Source organism: Mucilaginibacter jinjuensis, assembly GCF_028596025.1.
Lineage (GTDB): Bacteria > Bacteroidota > Bacteroidia > Sphingobacteriales > Sphingobacteriaceae > Mucilaginibacter > Mucilaginibacter jinjuensis.
Genome location: NZ_CP117167.1, coordinates 3,155,109 through 3,174,197, shown reverse-complemented (window position 1 = coordinate 3,174,197; position 19,089 = coordinate 3,155,109). Strand labels below are relative to the sequence as shown.

Sequence of the window (19,089 nt, the reverse complement as noted above, 5' to 3'; positions counted from 1 at the left end):
ATTGAGATACTATCAATTGGACACCCGACAGAAAATATTTTTTATCGCTTCATTTTGTAGCTATCTGGTATAGCAAAAAGGACATAAATCAGAAAAATTTAGACCTTAGTATAGTGAGATCCGAATATTAAAGCGACACAAAGAACGTAACACCAGTCATGCTGCTTGAGATAGCCGGTAATATCTGGTAATTAAAACCTACTTTCTTTTGCTTAATTCCATCACCCTCTAACATTCTCTTTTCTTCCTGTCTCTTTTCGAACAAGCGGGAGCTCATTACAATGCCCTGCCCTATTACAGTACCTAATAAGCCTCCTGCTACCATATCGCCTACCCAATGCTGATGCGCATCTACGTCTGCAAAGAAAATAAAGGCAACTGTACCATAAGGAATCCAATAGTTGTGAAATTCCATGGCCATTACCTTGGCTACGGCAAAATAGGCTGTGGCATGCATAGATGGAAAAGACATGCCGGTTACATCTCCACCTGTATCAAATCTAACACGGTGAAAGTTAAAAAAGTCGTATGGGTTATCTGTATACCCTTTTCTTGGTGGTTTCCCGTCGCTTAAAGTTGGGTCGGGCCTATCCCTTCCAAATATAGATTTTAGGGTTACCTGTGTAATAAGATATGAATAGGCTAACGCTTTCATTGAGTTTAGCGCAGCCATTTGCCCGGTTTTATAATTAGCTGCTAATGACCCACCGTATAACCCTAATATGGCGTAGTCTAAATAGGCATCATTACCATAAAAGTAACGACTGCCCTTAGAACCGGGAAGTGCCGGTAATTTATACTTAAGCGTTGTTTCAATATGATCCTGATACCATTGGGTTACCGGTTTATCAGCAAGTATCATCAGCGAAATACCGCCTACACATGCAGCAGTTACACGCCAATCTTTTGTCAGTACCTTTCCCATTTGTACAAAATCGCCGGGTACGTCCAATACTGCTGTTTTTAATGCTTTTCCGGCTGTTTGTAAGTGGCCGTCTTTTACAGGTGTGGTGTCAACCTTTGCAGTGATGCTATCTATAGCCGGGGTAGCTTTAAGCGAATCACGTTCCTGGGCAACGCAAAAGAAAGACATGAAGATAAAGAAGAATAGAATGGCGGTAATTTTTGTCAATATCGTCATCAAAGGGGCATATTTCTTTCGAAATTAACAAAAAAACTCAGTAAGCCGAATTGAAATTTATAACGATCTTAAATCGATGACAGCATCCTTGCCATTAAATTAATGATGAAGATTATCGCTATCCACATCAAGCAGTATTCTTTCTGTAATTCCAGGGATCTGATTTCGGTAAGCCTGCCACTTCTGGCAAGTTTGCTGAGCTTTGTCTTAATATATCTCCGATAAAATAATATTATCAAAATAAGCAGTACAGAAATAACATTTAATACAACATTTGTAAATATCTTATGCATACACCGCTTCTCCTTTACAACCATTACGAGTAGTGTAACTAAAAAGTTGCAAATGATATGTGTTAAATGCTATATGCTATCCCGCCTTTTGCCTTAAAACTATTTCTTTAAGTCTTTCGTTACCCTCAATAGCTTTTAGTCCTTCTTCATAACCTATCATAAAAATCTCATCAACAGCTTTGGTATCAAATATGCCATAGCCGCCAAGGCCATGTGGCTCGATAACAACATCGCATAAGTTTTTATGTACGTTAAGGTTCGAATTAATAGCGATCATGGCGGCCCTATCTACAAGGTTGCCAAACGATTTGATTTCGGTAACCACAGGTAAATGATTGCATGACGACCCGATGATCAAATCGCAGTTACCTACCAAGGGCTCTACAGGAAAGTTATTTAAAATCCCCCCATCTACATACATGTGCCCGTTAATAACAATAGGCCTAAAAATACCCGGCAAACAGCAGGAAGCTAAAATTGCCATATCAAGATCGCCTTCGGTGAAATAAATCAATTTACCTTCGCCGAGGTCAACCGCCGAGGTTGTAATCTTTATTTTAAGTTTTTCGAATGAATTATGCGGGATATACTTTTCTATTAAAAACCGGGCATTAAGAATAGATATTAAGCCAGTACTGCCAAGCGAAGGGCGTAACAACTTTAACAACCGGGTATCTTTAATAATCTGGAGAAACTCTTTTGGCGAATATCCTTCTGCAATAAATGCTGCACCAATAGCCCCGGCACTTGTGCCCGAAATATGAGAGAATTGAATACCGTGATCCATTAGAGCTTGCATTACGCCCAAATGCGATACGCCCCTTGCACCACCTCCTGACAATGCTAATCCTATCTTTTTTGGTTGACTTTGATCTTTAGATGAATTCATATTATTATTGATAATATGAAGATAAGACATTTGCAGATATATAAAAGTTTAACAAAAAAGGTCTGCAAAAATTACTTGCAGACCTTTTTTGTCATTTTAATCTTTTCTTTGTTATGCTTTATCTAAAGCCTTTTTAGGCGTTTCAGCTTTTTCGTCGGCATCTGGTTTTACAAACTCTGGTTCACAGGCATAACCAAACAGGCAGCGCTCTTTTATCACTGCTGCTACTTCGGCAGGTACATAATCTTCCCAGCCATGTGCGCCTTTTTTAATAAGCTGTAATACATTATCTGTATCAACATTCAGGTTATTCTCGTTATAATGCCGGATGTCTTCAATCTTATTATTAGCAAGCAAATAACGGAACAGATCGATAAGATGCGGCGGCGGGAAAAATTTCAGGCAGTTTAAAATATTACCATCGCGCAGGGTTGGATAAATAAACAGCTTTACCTTGCGACTAAACAATGTAGCAAAAGACTCCAAAATACCGCCCGGAAGATCCTGGTAATGCTCTTCAGAGAAAATATATTCGAGGTTTGGATAACCCAAAACAACGCCCAATTTTAATTTGGTGATCTTAGACAGGTATGCTACCAGTTTATAGTATTCGTGGAAATTAGAAATGAGTACAGTTTGCCCAAGCGAACAAAGAATATCAACCCTGTCTAAAAAGTCCTTTTCATCAATATCTGCATTTAGATCGGCATCCCGTTCTTTTAACGATTGTAGCGTTAACTCCGTAATAACCATTACATTTTTTGGATCAACATCCGGCTCCTGCAAAAATTGCTTTACGCCGGTGTTAAGCATATCCATGTGCACATTAATCAACGGACGGAAACGTCCACGAATAACTACCGTATGTTTTTTATATAAAGCTTCAGATGGCTGCAAGTTATGCCCATCGGGGCCAAAAACGGCGGCATCAGAGAAACCATATTTAACCAGGTGCAAACTCATCAAACGGTTATCAACCCTGTTAAAGTCGGGTCCCTCAAAACGGATCATATCTATTTGGATCCGGTCTCTCGATAGGTTATCCATTAACGAAAGCAAAAACACAGGAGGTGCTTCGTGATAATAAAAGCAAGCATATATGAGGTTAACACCCAAAATACCTGCAGCTTGCTGCTGCAAATTATTATCGTTATCTAATAACTTTACGTGTAGCACTACATCATTAAACTCGCCATTGGGTTTAAGCTGAAAACGCACCCCCATCCAGCCGTGACCTTCATTGGTTTTATTGTAGTTAAGTGCTGCTATCGTATCTGAGAACGCAAAGAAAGTTGTTTGGTCGCCTCTCTGTTCTGCAAGGCGCTCAATTAATAATCCATACTCATGATTAAGCATCGATATTAATCTTGATTCACTTACATACCGGCGAACCTGCTGCACGCCATAAATAGCATCAGAAAAAGTCATGTCGTAAGCCGACATGGTTTTTGCTATGGTGCCAGATGAAGCACCGGCTTTAAAAAAGTTTGCAGCTACATCCTGCCCCGCACCAATCTCGGCAAATGAGCCATAGATCTGCGAATCTAAGTTAATAGCAAGCGCTTTTTGTTTGGTACCAATATCTTTATTGTGAATGACGCTATTCATACGTGAGTTATTTTAAATCATTATTTGGCCTAAATGCAGAAGCCAGCAATAGCAGAAATTTAAGAGAAGTTTATCCTGTTAAATGTTGCCGCAAAAATAAGCATTTAAAGCATCTTAAGCTACATTTACTAGTTAAGTTTGTTTTAAAACCGCTCATTTTACGGTATTATTATTTAACACCTTAAATATTTCATCTTTTGTAAAAATTAACTCGCAGGGCTTCACCGTTTTAAAAGGCATTCAAAAAATAATTAAAAATCAAATTTGGCAATCCGCCCCGGATTTGTACTTTTGCGCCCGGAGAGTTGGCAGAGTGGTCGATTGCGGCAGTCTTGAAAACTGTTGAACTGTGAAAGGTTCCTGGGGTTCGAATCCCTAACTCTCCGCCAGTAAAAAGCCTCTTAATCATTTTGATTAAGAGGCTTTTTTTATTAGCACCAATCTTACATATTTGATAGTTAAGGCGTAGAATTCAGAATCCATCGAGCCTTATATGCGATAATCTAACCTATAACAATGTCATTTTAAATGATTTGATTATGTATGGGTGATTTTTCTTACTACCTCCCACCATTCATCAGAACAAAAGCAAAATAATTATTCGATTGCGTATCGTTTAGTCAAAGTATTGTTAAAATCTGCAAATAGTAATTTAACAGACTTGTAAGTTTACTATTTGTATCTACCTTTGGTTCATGAAACCAGTAGTTGTATTAGATAAGATCATGGAAACGGCAGAGCGCCTGTTTTATGAGCAAGGATATAATTTAACCGGTATTAACCAGATCATCGAAGAGGCAAATATTTCCAAGCCTTCTTTATATAATCACTTCAAATCTAAGAATGATCTGTTGCTGGCCTATTTAGATCAGGCATACAGTAAGTGGTTTGAAGACCTGGCCATATTTACCGCAGGTATGACAACGCCGTTCGACCGTCTGATTGCGCTTTTTGATTACCGCATAAGCCGGCAGATAAAAACCGATTTTAAGGGATGTGCTTTTGTAAAAATTAGTGGCGAAGTTTCGAATGATAACATTGATGTATTTGAGCGCACTAAAAAATATAAGAACGATATTAAAGCCCATGTCATTGATTTGGTTAAACAGTTAGACCGGCCAAAGGATAGGCTGTTAAGTAACGACGAATTAGCAGAAACTATTTTTTCAATGCTTGAGGGCAGTCTGCTCATGGCTAAAATAAACAAATCATACCAACCATTAGAGGACGCTAAAAATATTGTACGCAAGCTGGTTTAGCCCGGCACCCATCAACAATTAACCATGAAAATAGCACATTTTAAAAAGCCCGGCATGCCGGGACGGGGATTTCTATGCCCATTTTTTAGCCGAAGATCAGGCCACCTGATGACGACCTTAACGTTAAGCCTGCTACTGGGGGGCACTGTGGCAAGTGCCCAAACACAACTGAGCTTAAAACAAGCCATCCAAACAGGTTTGGATAATTATGGTACCATCAAAGCTAAAGAAGCTTATGCTAAGGCTTCGGCAGCAGGTGTTGTGCAGGCCAAACTTGATTATTTGCCCAACTTCAATTTATCAACACAGGCCGATTACGGAACAGCCAATGGGCTAAACGGCCCAGCTTACGGCTTCGGCCCCTCAGGGATTGCTTCCGGAGGTTTGCCATTGGGAAGCCAAAACTGGAATGCAACTTTTGGTTCACTTTACCTCGCCAATGTAAACTGGGACTTTTTTGCATTTGGACGATCAAAGCAGAAAATCCTGACTGCAGATTTTAAACGTAACCTTGATGCCAGCGATGTTTCGCAGGAAAAATTTCAGCATGAGGTTAGGGTTTCAGCCGCTTATCTTAATTTACTGGCGGCCCAGCGATTAACCACATCATATCGTAAAAATTTTGACCGTGCCGATACGCTACGACGGATTATTGTCCGCAAGGCTAAACGAGATTTGCTTGCAGGCGTTGATTCATCACAAGCAAACGCAGAAGTATCAAACGCGAAAAGCATCCTGCTTAATGCCATGACTTATGAAGATGAACAGAATAGCTCGTTAATTAAGCTGCTGGGAACCCAACCACAAAAAATACAGGCCGATACCGTATTCATTGCAAACCTGCCAAAAACGCTTCCAACAACTTATGATTCATTGGCCGCGAATAACCCGGTAATTGCCTTTTATAAAAACCGTATCCTATATAGTGACGAGCAAGCCAAATATTTTAAAACCCTAGGCTTACCCACATTTAGTTTGGGTGCCGCCATGCAGGCAAGAGGTTCAGGCTTTAATTATACTTACTCTGCCGATCATCCAAACTACGATAACAGCCTGTCACAAGGTTTAGGTGTAGACCGTACAAACTACGTTGTTGCCCTGGGCATCAGCTGGAACCTTACGCAGCCATTCCGCACCAAACAGCAGGTTAAAGCGCAGCGTTTAACCAGCGAAGGCTTAAAAAATGAGCTTGCCCTAACTCAGCAGCAATTGATAACGCAAAATAATTTTGCCGACTCGAAGATTAAGAATGCCATTGCCGATTATTATGAAACACCGCTACAAGTAAAAGCCGCCAGCGATACCTACCATCAAAAATTGGTGCTTTATAACCATGGCCTCACCAACCTGGTAGATGTTACCCAGGCCTTATACGCATTGGTTAGGGCCGAAACCGACCGTGATATCGCCTACAATAACGTTTGGCAAGCCCTATTGCTAAAGGCTGCGGCCACCGGCGATTTTGACATTTTCTACAGTAACCTATAAATATCTCATGAACTTAATTCTATTCGCACTCAAAAAGCCGATCACCATTATGGTGCTGGTGGCGTCTATCCTGTTTTTCGGGATCAGCACGCTCCGGTCGGTTAAGATCGACATCTTTCCGCAACTGGGGCTGCCGGTGTTATACATCGCCCACCCGTATGGCGGTTTTACCCCCAACCAGATGGAAACTTTTTTCACCAAGCAGTATATCAATACCTTGCTGTATGTAAATGGTGTTAAAAGTATCGAAACCAAAAACATCCAGGGTTTGGCGTTAATTAAACTTAACTTTTACCCGGGCACTAACATGGCGGCTGCAGAAGCCGAGACATCAGCAGCCAGTGCGCGTGCACAGGCTCTGTTCCCCGCCGGTTCAAACCCTCCTTTCATTATTCGTTTCGATGCTTCTACCCTGCCTGTAGGCCAGGTTATTGTAAGCAGCGACAAACGAAATAATAACGAGCTGCTCGATTTAGCTAACACTTATGTGCGGTCGGCATTTACGAGTATACCCGGTCTGTTATCGCCTCCTCCTTTTGGTGGTAACATCCGTACTGTTGTAATTAAACCCGACCCAACGTTACTGCGTAGCCATAACCTTACACCAGAGCAAATTGTACAGGCTATTACTATTAATAACCAAACTACCCCATCGGGTAACGTGCGTGTGGGTGATAAAAACTACATTACCCCTACCAATACCACCATCCACAAGATTCAGGATTTTGGTAATATCCCGTTGTTTAAAGGTGGTGTAGGCAACTTATATATCCGCGATGTTGCCGCTGTAGAAGATGCTGCTGATATTACAGTAGGTTACGCACTGGTAAACGGCAAAAGATCTGTATACATGAGTATCGCCAAAAATGCCGATGCCTCCACCTGGGATGTGGTACAGAAATTGAAAAAATCGCTGCCCAAAATGCAGGCGCAGTTGCCGGATGATGTGAAACTGTCTTACTCTTTCGATCAATCTGTTTATGTAATTAATGCCGTAAAAAGTTTGATATCAGAGGGCGCTATCGGTGCTGTGCTCACAGGCTTAATGGTACTATTGTTCCTGGGCGACTGGCGGGGTGCGACCATTGTAATTCTTACTATCCCTACATCTATTATATCCGGTGTTTTATTCCTGAGCCTTTTCGGCCAAACCATCAACATCATGACGCTGAGTGGTTTATCACTCGCTATTGGTATTTTGGTTGATGAGAGTACCGTTACCATCGAAAACATCCACCAGCATTTGGATATGGGTAAGCCCAAGCGCCTCGCTATTTGGGATGCGTGTAAGGAAATCGCCTTCCCTAAATTGCTGATCCTGTTTTGTATCCTTGCTGTATTTGCCCCTGCATTTACTATGGGTGGCATACCTGGCGGTTTATTTTTACCCTTGGCTTTGGCTATCGGTTTCAGTATGATCACGTCTTACTTCCTGGCGCAAACCTTTGTACCGGTAATGGCCAACTGGATCATGAAAAGCCACGAAGCTAAACATGCACATCACCCGGCAAAAGGTTCAGAAGAACATACTTGGAGCCAAAAGGATGATATTGTTGACGAGCTTAAACATACACCTACAGAAAAACTTAGCCGTTTTGATAAACTGCGCGTTCGGTTCCTCAATTTTATTGACCGGGTTATGCCTTTGCGCAAACCTATTGTATTGGGCTATTTAGTAGTATCAGTAATTATAGGTGCGGTTTTATTAAACCATATTGGTAAAGATATTCTGCCTAAGGTTAATGGCGGGCAATTCCAGGTACGTATCCGTGCTGCCGAGGGTACCCGGATCGAGCGTACCGAGGATAAGACATTAAAAACTACGCAGATCATCAAAAACATTGTGGGAGAAAACCACATACTGATCACTTCTGCTTATGTTGGTATCCACCCTAACTTATTCTCTACCAACCCAATATTCCTTTGGATGGCCGGCCCGCAGGAAGCTGTGCTGCAGGTAGCTTTTAAAGAAGATTACCATACCAACCTCGATCAGTTAAAAGAAAAGATCCGTCATGAAGTTGCTCAACAGATCCCTGACATTAAATTATCTTTCGAGCCGATAGAATTGACAGACAAGATATTAAGCCAGGGGTCGCCAACACCTATCGAGGTACGTTTTGCCGGTCGTAACAAAAAGATGAACGAGCAATATGCAGCAAAATTAATGGCTAAACTAAGGGATATACCATATTTACGTGATATCCAATTAGGACAATCTAATAAGTACCCTGCTATTAATATCGAGATTGATCGCGAACGTGCTGCACAATTGGGTGTGGATGTAAACGATGTATCCCGCTCGCTTATCGCATCAACGTCTTCGTCACGCTATACAGACCGGAACATCTGGATTGATGAAAAAACCGGCAACAGTTATAACGTACAGGTACAGGTTCCCGAAAATAAAATGCAAAGCTTAAGCGACATTGGCGAAATACCATTGCTGCGTAATGGCACACGCCCTGTATTGAGCGACGTAGCTACCATTAAACCAGATACCACCTATGGCGAAAACGATGACCTTGGTGCACTGCCGGTACTTTCTGTAACTGCCAACTTAAATAATAAAGATTTAGGTAAAGCGGCCGCAGATGTGCAGAAAGCCATTACCTCCCTTGGCGAATTGCCGCGTGGCACCACAGTTGATCTGGTAGGTTTAAGCCAAACGCTTACCGATACACTCAGCAGTTTACAAAATGGATTATTGGTAGCGATCATCGTAATCTTCTTAATGCTGGCGGCTAACTTCCAATCGTTTCGGGTATCTGCAGTTATCCTAACTACTGTTCCGGCGGTTATTATTGGCTCATTGATTATGCTGCTCATTACGGGTTCTACCTTGAACCTGCAATCTTACATGGGGATCATCATGTCGGTTGGGGTATCTATTTCTAACGCAGTATTGTTAATCACCAATGCCGAGCAGATCAGGCTTACTAATAATAATGCCTTGCTTTCAGCCCGTGATGCCGCCGCCTTACGTTTACGCCCTATTATGATGACGGCTTTAGCCATGGTGGTGGGTATGATCCCAATGGCCAGTGGTTTAGGCGAAGCCGGCGATCAAACTTCCCCATTGGGCCGTGCAGTAGTTGGCGGATTAATTGCCTCTACTTTTGCCACCCTATTTATCCTGCCACTGGTATTTGCCTGGGGACAGGAAAAAGCATCTGTTAAATCGGTTTCCCTTGAAGCTAACGACGAGGAAAGCCTGGAATATATCAACTCTTTAAGCGCTAAAATATGAACACTAAATCAATAATTGTCACGATTGCCGCTGCCGGATTATTTTGGGCGGGCTGTTCTTCAAACGAAGAAAACAAAGAAACTGAGAAAAAAGCTGCAACTGTTGAAGCCCCTGCAGCACCAACCACCTTTGCACTTGCAAAGGGTGCAATGCACACTGAGCTAAAAGTACCTTCGGAGCTGACTGCTTACCGCGAAGTGGATATCTACGCCAAAGTGAATAGCTATGTTAAAAGCCTCGGTGTTGATGTGGGTTCAGAGGTAAAACAAGGCCAGGTGCTGGCCACGCTGGAAGCACCTGAACTGGTACAGCAACTGGCATCATCTATGTCAAAGTATAAGGCGCAACAAGCCATATACGAGCAAAGTAATGCAACCTATGAGCGTATTATTGATGCCAGCAAAACGCCGGGTACCATCTCTAAAAACGATGTGGATATTGCCAGTGCCAAACGTAATTCAGATTTGGCTCAAATGCAATCGGCCAAGGCAGATTATGAGGCGAACCGCACTATTACACAATATTTAACCATCCGCGCTCCTTTTGATGGTGTTATCAGCGCCAGAAATGTGAACCTGGGTGCATATATTGGCCCTGCGGGTAAAGGTTCAGAACTACCGATCTTCACCTTGCAGGAGCAACGCCACCTGCGTTTGGTAGTAGAGATACCCGAAGCCTATAAAGGTTTCATCAAACTAAATGATGTTGTTAAGTTTTCTGTTAAGGCATTCCCTGATCAGGTATTCAGTGCAAAGATTGCCCGTCGTGCGGGTGTAATGGATAAAACATTGCGTTCTGAGCATATTGAGTTGGATGTACTGAATAACGATCTGAAACTGTCGCCCGGCATGGTTGCTGAAGCTGTAATTGGCTTAGATGCAGATGCAAACGCATTTGTAGTACCTAAACATGCCGTGGTTAACTCAACTGAAGGTGTATTTATGATCGAAGACTCGGCAAATATTGCCAAAAGAGTACCGGTACGTATAGGGCGTGCAACAGATAGCCTGGCCGAAGTTTTTGGTGCCAGCTTAAAAGAGAATGCACATTACGTAGCAAAAGGCAGCGAAGAAATTAAAAATGGTGCCTCGATCGGACATTAATGTAGCTGCAACCGGCTTATAATGTTTGCCGATCATCGTGTCAAATAAAAAGGTCCGGATGTATTTACATCCGGACCTTTTTATTTGGCTATAAGTTACAATAAAAGCCATCATAATAACCCGTCCATTTCGTCCCTGCCTTTATGACGATTAATCAGCATTCGAATTATAGCATATAGCGCTACTATGCCAATCAGTATAAAAACTGATGTTATAAAAAACTCTAATGTTATTTCATCATAGAGTATCATAGGCGTTTAAGCCGCTACCAACATCTGTTTAACTTATAAACACACCGTACCTGACACCATAAAAAAAGAGGGACACCATTTGGCGCCCCCCTCTTACTATTAAACTAACTATTTATTATTCGCATCGGCATCTAATTCTACTATCTGGTAGCCCAATTTTTGCAAGCCGGGCATTACTTTTTCTTTATCGCCAACTACCAAAATAGCCATGTGGCTTATATCAAGGTATTTTTTTGCCAGTTCGTTGATCTCGGACTGGGTGATATTGGCCAGTATCTTATTTTGCTCATCAACATAAGTCGGTTTTAAATCGTATTGCTGGATACGGCCAAGGAAAGCGGCTTTCTGATCATTGGTTTCATACTTGCGCGCATCGCTCTGCCCTATCGAGGTTTTGGTAAAAGCAAGCTCAGCCGGGGTAATACCGTTATCGGCGTAAGCCTTAATATCCTTCACAAATTCAACAACAGCACTATCCGTTGCCGAGGCACGTACCCCGGCAGATGCAGTAAACATACCACCATAAGTACCTGAAGCAAAGCCAGAGCTTGCACCATAGGTCCAGCCTTTTTCTTCGCGCAGGTCTATGTTTAAATGGCTGTCGAAACTGCCACCAAGTGTATAATTGGCTAAACCCAGGCGATAATAAACGCCTGTAGCATCAAAGTTTAAACCGGTTAAATAACCGACTCTGATCTCTGACTGTGCTGCGTGAGGGATATCAACCAGGTAAATTTTAGTACCATCTGTAGCAGGTCCATTTGCTATAGCTCCCGGTACATCAACCTGTTTAGGCTTCCAGCTATTTAAAAAGGCAAGTTTGGTTTTAATGGCAGCTTCTGTAGCATCACCAACTATTACAACAGAGGTTAAGCCTGGCGCAAAATAATTATCATAATATGCCTGCACATCGGCCAGTGTAATGTTTGGTACCGTTTGTTCTGTACCCGATAAACCATAAGTGCGGATGTTATCTTTACCAAATAAAATCTTATTATAAACGCTACCTGCTACCCCTGCAGGTTGGGTTTTAGCAACCTGCAAGTTTTGAAGGTCTTGCTTTTTAATACGGTCGAAAGCATCCTGGGTAAACTTAGGGTGTAATAGGCGTTCTTGTACAAGGGCCAGTGTTTGGTCGAGGTATTTGGTTAATGACGATACATAAAATACCGTTTCTTCGCCGGATGTATATACAGATACATGACTGCCGATTTTCTCAAGCATGGCATTAATTTCCTCTGCCGAATATTTCTCTGTACCCTCATTTAACATTTGCCCTACCATAACCGGTAAACCTGCTTTTGATGGGTCTTTAGCGGCCAGTAAACCGCCGCCTTTTACTTTGATTTGTATGGTAATGGTTGGGATTTCATCATTGTAAGTACCAATCATTTTAACACCATTGTCTGTTTTTGCAGTCCAGAATGGAGGGACTTTTACAACAGGGTTCGGGCCGTTTGATGGTGCAATATTACGGTCGAAGTTATCTTTGGCCTTATGGTAAGTCAGTTTATCATAACCGTAATCAGGCGCTTTATAACCTTTGCTATCCGGGGTATAATTATCGGGTGCCAAAGGTTGCAGCGTGCTTCCTTTAGGCAACACACTTAAATAAACTGCCGCTTTGCCTTTAATGTATTGGTTATATACACGCATTACATCGGCCTTAGTTACCTTGCGGATATTCTCTAGCTCACGACCAATCTGATTGGGATTGCCAGAAAATGTTTGAGAAGCAGCAAGCTCGCTCACTTTGCCCGATACGCTGGCCAAACCGTTAATAAAATCGGCTTCGGCACTACCTTTAAAGCGGGCAAGATCTTCATCAGTAACACCTGTTTTCTCAAATTCAGCAAAAGAGTCGTCCAGCAGTTTTTTCATATCTGCCAGTGTCTGACCCGGGAAAGGCATCAGCTCAATACCGATATCGCCGGCCAATTCTGAATTGGTAGAGAACATTTGCGCATCGGTAGCTTTACGGCTTTTGATGAAATTTTTATAAAGGATAGAGTTTTTACCCTGACCGATAATTAACGACAGCGCATCCAGCGCCGACTGATCTTTATCGTACATTTTAACACCCGGATACTCGATTAACAACAGCGGCAAGCGGGCATAATTATCGGTAAAAGACGTATACCTGTCGGCAGTTAAAACCGGTGCAGGCAGGGTTACATTTTTAACCTCGGGGCCGCGTGGGATAGAGCCAAAATATTTCTCGACCCAAGCCAGTGTTTGTTTGGCATCGATATCGCCACCTATAGTTAAGGTTGCATTATTAGGGCCGTACCAACGTAGAAAGAAACGTTTTAAATCGTTTACATCAACCTTGTTTAAATCTTCGATATAGCCAATGGTTAACCATGAGTACGGGTGACCATAAGGATATAATGCTTTTGACACCGCTTCTGAAGCCAAACCGTACGGACGGTTATCATAATTCTGCCCACGTTCGTTTTTTACTGTCGAGCGTTGGATCTCAAATTTTTTCTGCGTTACGGCATCCAGCAAAAAACCCATCCGGTCTGATTCCAGCCACAGCATTTTCTCTAACTGGTTGCTGGGTACGGTTTCGAAATAGTTGGTACGATCTAAGGTGGTAGAGCCATTCAAAGTTCCGCCTACAGAGTTTACGGTTTTAAAGTGATCGCCGCTTTTTACGTGGTCTGATCCTTCGAACATCATGTGCTCAAAGAAGTGAGCGAAACCAGATTTACCGATCTCCTCACGTGCCGAACCTACGTGATAGGTTACATCAACATGGGCAATGGGATCAGAATGATCTTCTGTCAATATAACCGTAAGCCCATTTGATAACACATATTTCTGATAAGGGATCACGATCTCGTCGCCTTTTTTAACCACCTTTTCTATCAGTTTTGGTGGCGTTTGCTGCGCGTATGTTACCGATATAGGCATACTCATAGCGAATAAGCCAAGAGCTATTTTAAAATTCGTTTTCATTTGTGATTGTTAGTAGCGTTGATGAGGATATACAGTATTAAATTTCGGACTAAGCTCCACATATCAGATTTTAATAGCAATGAATGGCAATAATTCCATAAATTTTATGGTTTTATATATAATTATTGATATTTTTTTCGGAATTTCACTCATTACAAGCAAACCTATTGTATGTTTTTTCAATAACCGATTTCAATACTACTTCTATCCTTTTTAATTCAACTGTTTATACTAAGATTTAAGTACTAAAAGTTTACGTTGTGGCTGCAGGCATTTTTTATCATTACAGGTTTGATAATACAAGCCGCATTTAATGAGCGAGCCTTTCTTTACGTTCGTCATATCTACATTAACCTTAAACGTAACTTTGTTTTCATAAACAAATATGTTATCAAGGCCGGGGTATGGTATACCTGCTGTACTGTCCCAACCGTTTTTACTTGCCTTGGCTCCTTTGGGCAACTCTAGTAAAGTTTCAGTTTGTATGTAGGGGCTGTTTGCCGGCAGGTAGGCGTAAATATGCCAGCCTTGTAAAATATTGGCTTCTACAATAATATCGGCGTGTTTTTTATCGCTGGTATATTGCAGGTTGGCGGTAACACTTACCGGGTCTGCCAGTGTTGGCCCGGCAACGCTCTCTTTGGGTGCCGCTGTCGAAGCAGATGGATTTGAAGCAGGTGCAGGTTTATCATAAGTATCAATCATAAATTTAAAGCCACCGCTTTCTGTATAAAACAGCTTGTTTTTGTTTTTATCGTACCATGCTTTCCATTCTTTGGCTGTTGCAAATTTCTCGGTGGTGTAACGCTCTAAAAGGCGGCGTGCCAATACATCATTTTCATCTTTTTCGAGCATACTAATACATTTTTCCAGCATCTCTTTGCTCCTGTTAGATACGCCTAACTTTTGCGCATCCTCATCCACCCCTACACTTTGAAAGCCTGTTGGATAATAATATTCATAATTATCGTGGTAGTATTGGATGTACTTTTTAGTATCAGTACCAAATTTGGCGTAAAGCTCTTCGCCCTGCCATTGTTTTAAATACTCGTCATAGCTTTGTACAGCATCTGTGAACGGCATTTTCAGGAACATCTCATTTCCCCTGCCAATATCAGCACCGGCAGCTTTTTTGGCACGGAGCGAATCCTGCATCCTTCTGAGGCGGTCATTACCTTCTTTGCGGGCAACTAATGATTTTTTGTAAAGCTCTTCATCAGCACGATAGATCTTCTCGTCAACCTCTTCGCGGGTGGCTTGCTGTACCTTTTTAACTATCGGGGTTCTTTTGTCGAACTTTTTGATGTAGCATATCGTGTTTACAAAAACCTTGTTAGCCTCATCGGTCATATACTCCGGCGAAGCAGCAAAGCCCCACATAAAGTAGTTACCATGGCGGCCCAGTGCTACAGCTTCGGCATTCTTTAAACATACACCGCCAGAGATCACCTCCGCATCGGGCGAATCGGCAAAACCTTCGCCATGGGCAACCATACCGATCAGGTAAGGGTTCTTCTCATCCAAGCCTTCGGTAATTACACGCCACATCGGCATCGTTTTAGGCGTCTTTGGCCCCTGAAAACCATTGAAGAAACCACCCGGAGTTGGGCGGGTAACCATGGTTAGATTTACCTTGTTGGGGGTATTAAAAATTTCGTGCGATGTTCTGATGTTCAACGCATCATTCTCTAAGCACTGGCAATACCAATCGAATTTTAAGCCGATAGGGATCCCAATATCTGGTGCAACAGCCGCCAGTAATATAGCCGGGCGATTAAAATCGGCAGATAGTTTAACCGGGTAGGCATCAAAAATGGTTACATCTACATCGTCAGACATTTTGGAATCGTAGTCCCTTCCATCCACAGTTTTTACTACCGTGAAGTTTTTTTCCAAAAAGCTTTTAAAGGCAGGCAAACGGGTCTTATAAAACTCGGCATAGCGTTTCTCTGATGGCATATACCAAACCAGTTTAGCGGGCATTGGTTTCTGCGGATCGTAACCCACATACAACACCTTCAACGGTATTTTAGCCGACGGGTCTTGTTTGGCGTTTATCTGTGCAGCATATAAAATGGTGCTGGCAAAAGCCATTACCATTAATAGTAATAAGGATTTTTTCATCTCGGTTTTTAAATTGATTTTGGAGGGTTAACCCCTAAAATGTTAGCTTATTCAAACACGATTAGTTGTTAAACATTTTTGCCAGCCTTTTATTAAGTGCCTCGCCCTGTATATCGCTGTTGGCTATAATTTTGCCGTCGCGGCCAATCAAAAAGAACGAGGGAACTGCCCCTATTCCGTATTTTTTGGCAATTACACTTTCAGTTAAACTCTTCAGATCTGATGCTTGCAGCCAGGTAAGGCCGTCATCTGCAATTGCCTTTAACCATCTCTTTCTGTCAGTATCAAGCGATATAGAGATAATTTCAAAGCCTTTGTCTTTGTATAATTTGTACTGTGTTTTAAGGTTAGGGCTTTCGGCGCGGCATGGTTCGCACCAGCTTGCCCAGAAATCAATTAATACCACTTTGCCTTTATAATCAGCAAGCGATATGGGTTTGCCATTTACATTTTTTGAGGTAAACAAGGGGGCTACATCACCAACACCTACAGTTTTTGCAGCCTGTATCCGTTCGGCCATGGCAATGCCCAATGCTGTTGCCTTCCATTTATCATTGATGGCGTTGTAAATTGCCTCGGTTCTTTCAATATCCATTTTAGCACCTACCGATTCTGAAAGCGCTACCAGGCCAAAGAATGAGTCGGGGTTATCTTTTGCAAATTGGATCTGCTTTTGGGTTCTCAAAGCAACATTTTTGCGGAACCTCATATCAATTGCCTTAATAAAAGCAGTATCTTTCTGTTGTGCCGGGGTGCCGCTTTTAAATTCATTATTGGCAACCCTGTCCAGCTCCATAATTGATCCGCCTATGGTTTTATTATATGCTGCATAATCATCATATACTTTTGAACCTGTAACAGTCGCATTTATTAAAGAATCCTTGGAGTTGATAACCATATTTTCATTCGAGAAATAAAAATAGATGTCATCATTTCCCTTAAAGATGGATAATTGCTTACCCTCGCCATTGTGGCCTAATGACATCCGCGCCACGGCAATACCCTCAGTATGGCCGGTAAAACTAAATGTGCCGTTAACCAGTAAAGTAGAATCTTCACGACCGGCACCGTCATCTTTATAGTCGAGGTAAACCGTAACAGGTTTATTCAGGTTGCCAATTTTACCAGATATAGTAAAACTTGAGCTTTGTGCCGATGCAAACAATGGAAACATTGCTGCAATGGCTATAATTTTAAATTTCATTGTTTTTCGAGTTAATACCTATCATTTTTATTAGGTAGCTGTGATAAGAAAGGCAAGCCGGTAATTACCAGCTTGCCATTTTTGTGATTATTAATTTGGTTTAGAGTAACCGGTGTTTTGTGCCCCGAAATTTGGATTATTAATAAACTCGCTATCAGGTATAGGCAAAATGTATTGCACCTTGCTGGTTATGGTAGGCCTTATCTGTGTTACAGTGGCTAAAGGCAAACGCAATAATGCCATCCACTCTATGCCATCCTCGCCCACAAAATTGCGTGCGTATTCATAATAGATCTGGGTTTCCACATCGGCAGCAGTAGTAGCTGCGTCAACTGTAGAGAAATCAGTTACACCGGCTTTGCTCATTACAGTTTTCAACGTTGTTTTGGCTGCATTTAAATCACCACCAGAGCGTGCTGTTGCCTCGGCGAGCATTAAATACACCTCTGAAAGGCGGAAAGCATAAGCAACTTCTGACGTTACGGTTGATTGCTTAGCAGGTGTTATATATTTGATAAAATAATAATTATCATCTACAGCCGGGCCAACAACCCAGCTTAAACGCGGGTCGTTTTTAAGCAAATTATACAACATTGGTTTTGCGATATAAAAAGCAGATGCTTTGATAAAAGTATTACTCACGTTTAAGTAATACAGCTCCTGGTTAGCCTGCGGTTGCACACCCAGCATCACCTCATTGCTAGCCAAACCCTTGGTATAAAATATATCCTTTTCATTGGGCTCTAATGAATAAGGACTACCGTTGATAATCGCATTTCCTAATGTAATGGCCTGAGCATAATCGTCGCCCTGCCCTCTGCTTAACAATACGCGCATTTTCAACGCCATGGCCGTCCACTTATTTGCATTGATGTTTACACTGGTTGATGCAGCGTTGGCAATAGCATAATCCAGATCGCTTAATATAAAGGTGTAGCTATCTTTTACCGTACTGCGCGGCAGGTTAATGTTGGTAAGCGTGTTAAACTGATCTTCGATGATAATACCCAGCGGGCTGTTAATATCAAACCATTGACCGAAATAGCTCAGCAATTTAAAACTACCGAAAGCCCTTAAAAATCGTGCCTCGGCCAGGATTTGGGTTTTACGGCCAGCAGTAAATTTGTTGTCGGCCAGTTTTTGTACCCCATCATTAACGCCATTTGCGGCATTAATTAAGCTATAATAACGAGCCCATTCGCTGGTGTATACTGTGCCGCCAAATACATCTGATTCGTTATTAGATGCACCATTATCAGAACCAAGATAACCCGCAAACAGCGATGGCATTACTTTATCATTAGTCCAATCTGTGGCAGTATTGCTGGCATTTGCAAACCTGAAATAAACGCCGTTAAGGGCAACATTGGCACTCGGCTGATCTGTTATAGTGTTACCTTCTACTTTGGCGTTTGTTGGCAAGGCATCCAATTGCTTTTTACAGGCATATTGCGATAGCAGCGCAACTGTTAGTATAGGATATATAAATCTCTTGTTCATTTGTTTAATCAATTA

The 19,089-nt window shown here is 41.9% G+C and carries 11 protein-coding genes and 1 tRNA gene; 5 read left to right on the top strand and 7 right to left on the bottom strand.

Annotation, left to right across the window (positions count from 1 at the left end; translation table 11 throughout):
* Positions 1-127 precede the first annotated feature (127 nt).
* The 3 genes from PQO05_RS14305 to PQO05_RS14295 all read right to left on the bottom strand — a co-directional run bounded on the left by PQO05_RS14305 (position 128) and on the right by PQO05_RS14295 (position 3,931).
* Complete coding sequence (locus tag PQO05_RS14305) at positions 128-1,093, bottom strand: phosphatase PAP2 family protein (RefSeq protein ID WP_273627997.1); 966 nt, start codon at positions 1,091-1,093, stop codon at positions 128-130.
* Positions 1,094-1,510: 417 nt separating this feature from the next.
* Entirely contained in the window at positions 1,511-2,323 is an 813-nt protein-coding gene (locus PQO05_RS14300) for a patatin-like phospholipase family protein (RefSeq protein ID WP_273627996.1), read from the bottom strand.
* A 111-nt stretch (positions 2,324-2,434) separates the two neighbouring features.
* Complete coding sequence (locus PQO05_RS14295) at positions 2,435-3,931, bottom strand: TonB-dependent receptor (protein ID WP_273627995.1); 1,497 nt, start codon at positions 3,929-3,931, stop codon at positions 2,435-2,437.
* A 299-nt stretch (positions 3,932-4,230) separates the two neighbouring features.
* Between PQO05_RS14295 and PQO05_RS14290 the strand changes: the two genes are divergently transcribed.
* From PQO05_RS14290 to PQO05_RS14270, 5 genes are all read left to right on the top strand, one after another.
* Positions 4,231-4,320: transfer RNA gene (locus PQO05_RS14290), tRNA-Ser, on the top strand.
* A 306-nt stretch (positions 4,321-4,626) separates the two neighbouring features.
* On the top strand, positions 4,627-5,190 hold the full coding sequence (locus PQO05_RS14285) for a TetR/AcrR family transcriptional regulator (RefSeq protein ID WP_273627994.1): 564 nt from the start codon (positions 4,627-4,629) through the stop codon (positions 5,188-5,190).
* Between the two features lie 24 nt (positions 5,191-5,214).
* The gene (locus tag PQO05_RS14280) at positions 5,215-6,678 is read left to right on the top strand and encodes a TolC family protein (RefSeq protein WP_273627993.1); all 1,464 of its coding nucleotides are present in this window, start codon (positions 5,215-5,217) and stop codon (positions 6,676-6,678) included.
* Between the two features lie 7 nt (positions 6,679-6,685).
* Positions 6,686-9,928: an efflux RND transporter permease subunit gene (locus PQO05_RS14275; protein ID WP_273627992.1), complete on the top strand. Its 3,243-nt coding sequence runs from the start codon at positions 6,686-6,688 to the stop codon at positions 9,926-9,928.
* Entirely contained in the window at positions 9,925-11,031 is a 1,107-nt protein-coding gene (locus tag PQO05_RS14270; protein WP_273627991.1) for an efflux RND transporter periplasmic adaptor subunit, read from the top strand. The genes PQO05_RS14275 and PQO05_RS14270 overlap by 4 nt, the downstream gene beginning before the upstream one ends.
* Positions 11,032-11,390: 359 nt before the next feature.
* Here PQO05_RS14270 and PQO05_RS14265 read toward each other — a convergent pair whose 3' ends face one another.
* From PQO05_RS14265 to PQO05_RS14250, 4 genes are all read right to left on the bottom strand, one after another.
* Positions 11,391-14,246 carry a M16 family metallopeptidase gene (locus PQO05_RS14265; RefSeq protein WP_273627990.1) on the bottom strand — a complete coding sequence of 952 codons (2,856 nt, stop codon included), beginning with the start codon at positions 14,244-14,246 and terminating at the stop codon, positions 11,391-11,393.
* Between the two features lie 231 nt (positions 14,247-14,477).
* Positions 14,478-16,370, bottom strand: coding sequence for a protein-disulfide reductase DsbD domain-containing protein (locus PQO05_RS14260; RefSeq protein WP_273627989.1), 1,893 nt, complete (start codon positions 16,368-16,370; stop codon positions 14,478-14,480).
* Positions 16,371-16,431: 61 nt separating this feature from the next.
* Positions 16,432-17,574 (bottom strand): TlpA disulfide reductase family protein, encoded by a 1,143-nt coding sequence (locus tag PQO05_RS14255; RefSeq protein ID WP_273627988.1) that lies wholly within the window; start codon positions 17,572-17,574, stop codon positions 16,432-16,434.
* A gap of 90 nt (positions 17,575-17,664) precedes the next feature.
* Entirely contained in the window at positions 17,665-19,074 is a 1,410-nt protein-coding gene (locus PQO05_RS14250; protein WP_273627987.1) for a RagB/SusD family nutrient uptake outer membrane protein, read from the bottom strand.
* Positions 19,075-19,089 lie beyond the last annotated feature (15 nt).

Bases quoted from the DNA above. Each gene is read 5' to 3' on its own strand.
- PQO05_RS14260 (WP_273627989.1), bottom strand. From the start codon at position 16,370: ATGAAAAAATCCTTATTACTATTAATGGTAATGGCTTTTGCCAGCACC.
- PQO05_RS14270 (WP_273627991.1), top strand. From the start codon at position 9,925: ATGAACACTAAATCAATAATTGTCACGATTGCCGCTGCCGGATTATTT.
- PQO05_RS14265 (WP_273627990.1), bottom strand. From the start codon at position 14,246: ATGAAAACGAATTTTAAAATAGCTCTTGGCTTATTCGCTATGAGTATG.
- PQO05_RS14280 (WP_273627993.1), top strand. From the start codon at position 5,215: ATGAAAATAGCACATTTTAAAAAGCCCGGCATGCCGGGACGGGGATTT.
- PQO05_RS14305 (WP_273627997.1), bottom strand. From the start codon at position 1,093: ATGTCTTTCTTTTGCGTTGCCCAGGAACGTGATTCGCTTAAAGCTACC.
- PQO05_RS14300 (WP_273627996.1), bottom strand. From the start codon at position 2,323: ATGAATTCATCTAAAGATCAAAGTCAACCAAAAAAGATAGGATTAGCA.
- PQO05_RS14250 (WP_273627987.1), bottom strand. From the start codon at position 19,074: ATGAACAAGAGATTTATATATCCTATACTAACAGTTGCGCTGCTATCG.
- PQO05_RS14285 (WP_273627994.1), top strand. From the start codon at position 4,627: ATGAAACCAGTAGTTGTATTAGATAAGATCATGGAAACGGCAGAGCGC.
- PQO05_RS14275 (WP_273627992.1), top strand. From the start codon at position 6,686: ATGAACTTAATTCTATTCGCACTCAAAAAGCCGATCACCATTATGGTG.
- PQO05_RS14255 (WP_273627988.1), bottom strand. From the start codon at position 17,574: ATGAAATTTAAAATTATAGCCATTGCAGCAATGTTTCCATTGTTTGCA.
- PQO05_RS14295 (WP_273627995.1), bottom strand. From the start codon at position 3,931: ATGAATAGCGTCATTCACAATAAAGATATTGGTACCAAACAAAAAGCG.